Raw genomic sequence first — 2489 nt, 5'->3', positions numbered from 1 at the left:
CCCCTTCGGCGCGGGCCGGATCGCCTACGTTGCCGACCACGACGGCGTAGAAGCCCTGTACCTGAAGGCAATCGCCGCGCCCCTGGGCGTCGGACCGCAGGATTCCCCGGCCGTCCCGGCGCCGCAGAAGGCAGCCCTGCCGGAGGGGGATTCCGGCGCCGCCCCATCCCTGCCCAGGCCCGTCCCGGCTGCGTCCTTCACCCGGGGTGACGCCGTGGCCGCGGTCCCGGCACCATCGGCGGAGGGAACCGGCCGCACGGGCACCGCAGACGCCACCGCCGACGCCGCAGACTCCGCCGGACCGGCGGAGGGAAATACCCCGGCGCAGCACGGCGCGTCCCACGAGCTGACCCGGATCGATTTTCCCAAACCGACGCGTGCCAGCGCCATTGAGGCCAGCCCGGACGGCAACTGGCTCGCCGTCGGCACCGCTTTCGGTGACATCTACCTCGCCGACACCCGGACGGGCGCGCTGTCCCTCGTGAGCAGCATCGGCGAGGGCAGTATCGAAGGCTTCAGCTGGTCCCCGGACTCGGCCTGGCTGGGCTGGTCCGAGCCGGTCACGTCCTTCGGCTCCCGCAGCCGGCTGCGCCTCACCGCGGTCGAGGACGACGCCGCGGCGGAGGGGACGCGCACCATCATCGACGTCACCGACGGCCGCTTCCGCGACGAGTCGCCGTCGTTCACCCCCGACGGCAAGTTCCTCGCATTCCTCTCCAACCGCAGCTTCGACCCGGTCTACGACGGACACTCCTTCGACCTGTCCTTCCCGAGCCCGATCAAGCCCTATCTCGTCGCCCTCGCCGCGGACACCCCCTCGCCGTTCGGCCCGGGCGTTGACCTGCCGGAGGACGCCGGCGCCACGGACGGCGCTGCCACCGACGCCGCCACCGACGGCTCTGTGAAGGACCAGGTTCCCGCGGTCCGGGTCGACGCCGAAGGCCTCGCGCACCGCGTCATCAGCGTGCCCGTGCCGCAGGGAAACTACTCCGCCCTCACGGCCACTGCCGGGGCCCTGCTCTGGCTCGACAGTGAGCTCTCGGGGGTCACCGGCGAGGGCCGCGCCAGCCTCGAGGACAAAAACGCGGCACCCTCCCTCGTCCGCTTCGAGCTTGCCCGGCGCAAAACCACCACCATCGTGGATGCCGTCGACAGCTACCGGCTCTCCGGCGACGGCGAGAAGGTGGTGGTCCTGCAGGACAAGCAGATCCGCGTCGCGCCCGCCAACGCCAAGGCTGACGAGGAGTCCGGCCAGCTGGTCAAGGTGGACCTCGGCCGCATCCGCGTGCAGCTCGATCCGCTCAGCGTCTGGGGCCAGGCCTTCGATGAAGCCTGGCGGCTCCAGCGCGACTTCTTCTGGACGGAAGACATGGCCGGGCAGGACTGGGATTCCGTGCACGCCCGCTACCGTCCGATTGTGGACCGCCTGGGCTCGCACGACGACCTCGTGGACCTGCTCTGGGAGCTCCACGGCGAACTGGGCACCTCCCACGCCTACGTCCGTCCGGCCGCCGTCACCGAGAACGGCAGCAACGGCCAGGGCCGCCTCGGCGCCGACCTGGCGTTCACCGGCGGGGGCTGGGAGATCACCCGGATCCTCGCGGGGGAGTCGTCGGACCCGCTCGCCACGTCGCCGCTGACCCGCCCGGGTGCTGATGTGAAACCCGGCGATGTGCTGCTGGCGATCGATGGCGTGGAACTTACCGAAGCGCGTACCCCGGCCATGCAGCTGGTCGGCGCTGCGGGACGCGCCGTCGAGCTCACCCTGCGCAACGGCGCCGGGCATGGAAGCCGGGCCGGGAAGCAACGCCGTGTCGCCGTCGTCCCGGTCCGCGACGAGGAACGGCTGCGGTACCAGGAATGGGTGGCCGCCAACCGCCGGACTGTCCGGCAGGCCTCGCAGGGTACCTTCGGCTACCTGCACATTCCCGACATGATGGCCAACGGCTGGGCCCAGCTGCACCGCGACCTTGACACCGAGACCGCCCTCGACGGACTGATCGTCGACGTCCGCCGCAACCGGGGAGGGCACACCTCCCAGCTTGTCGCGGAACTCATCGGCCGCAAGGTCACCGGCTGGAGCATGCCGCGCGGGGAGAAGCCGCGGACGTACCCGCACCACGCACCGCGCGGTCCCGTCATCATCCTGACCGACGAATTCGCCGGCTCCGACGGCGACATCATCACCCAGGTGTCCAAGCTGCGTGGAATCGGCCCGGTCATCGGCACCCGGACCTGGGGCGGCGTCGTCGGCATCGACAACCGCTTCGCCCTGGCTGACGGGACCGGCGTGACGCAGCCGCGCTACGCCACCTGGTTCTCCGGCGGTGTGGGGTGGGGTGTCGAGAACTTCGGCGTTGCCCCCGACATCGAAGTGACCTTCCCGCCGCACGCCTACGCCGCCGGTACCGACCCGCAGCTGGAATATGGCATCGGAGCGCTCAAGGAAATGATCCAGGAGCTGCCCACCGACCGGCCGCCGCTGCGCG

General features: G+C 71.1%; 1 protein-coding gene. It reads left to right on the top strand.

The genetic code is table 11. The features are described 5' to 3' along the window. Positions 1 to 2489: S41 family peptidase (locus K789_RS0120005; RefSeq protein WP_416352817.1), on the top strand; the 2489-nt coding region annotated here is incomplete at both ends.

The organism is Arthrobacter sp. TB 26, assembly GCF_000427315.1.
Classification (GTDB): domain Bacteria; phylum Actinomycetota; class Actinomycetes; order Actinomycetales; family Micrococcaceae; genus Arthrobacter.
This window is presented reverse-complemented; position numbering and strand designations above follow the sequence as displayed.